The 271-nt window shown below is 49.4% G+C and carries 1 protein-coding gene; it reads right to left on the bottom strand.

All coding sequences use genetic code 11. The features are described 5' to 3' along the window. Window positions 1–195: DUF1422 family protein (locus tag ACR9ZK_RS22070; RefSeq protein WP_481344089.1), on the bottom strand; the 195-nt coding region annotated here is incomplete at its 3' end. Window positions 196–271: the final 76 nt, after the last annotated feature.

Genomic DNA, 271 nt, shown 5'->3' with positions numbered 1-271 from the left:
CGGTAACCCTTTCGGCATTTCACCGCGGTGGTAACGAACGTACAGGCAATACACCGCTAACACCAGAGAAATGATCGGGAAGATCGAAAACGTTACGACAGAACTGAATAACGCATCGAAAGTGCCATTAATTGATAGCCCGGCAATCAAAGCCAAAACCAGAGTGCCATTATCCTGGTTCGGTTGTTCGGTCATCTTCTTTACCTCGGGTCATATTAGTGAGGGGGGTCACAGCCGTCCGTTCCTGCTGACGGCGATACCAGTAATATGC

Source organism: Monashia sp. HAY1-5C, from assembly GCF_056755255.1.
The sequence above is the reverse complement of the archived record's forward strand: the minus strand, read 5'-3'. Positions and strand labels throughout refer to the sequence as shown.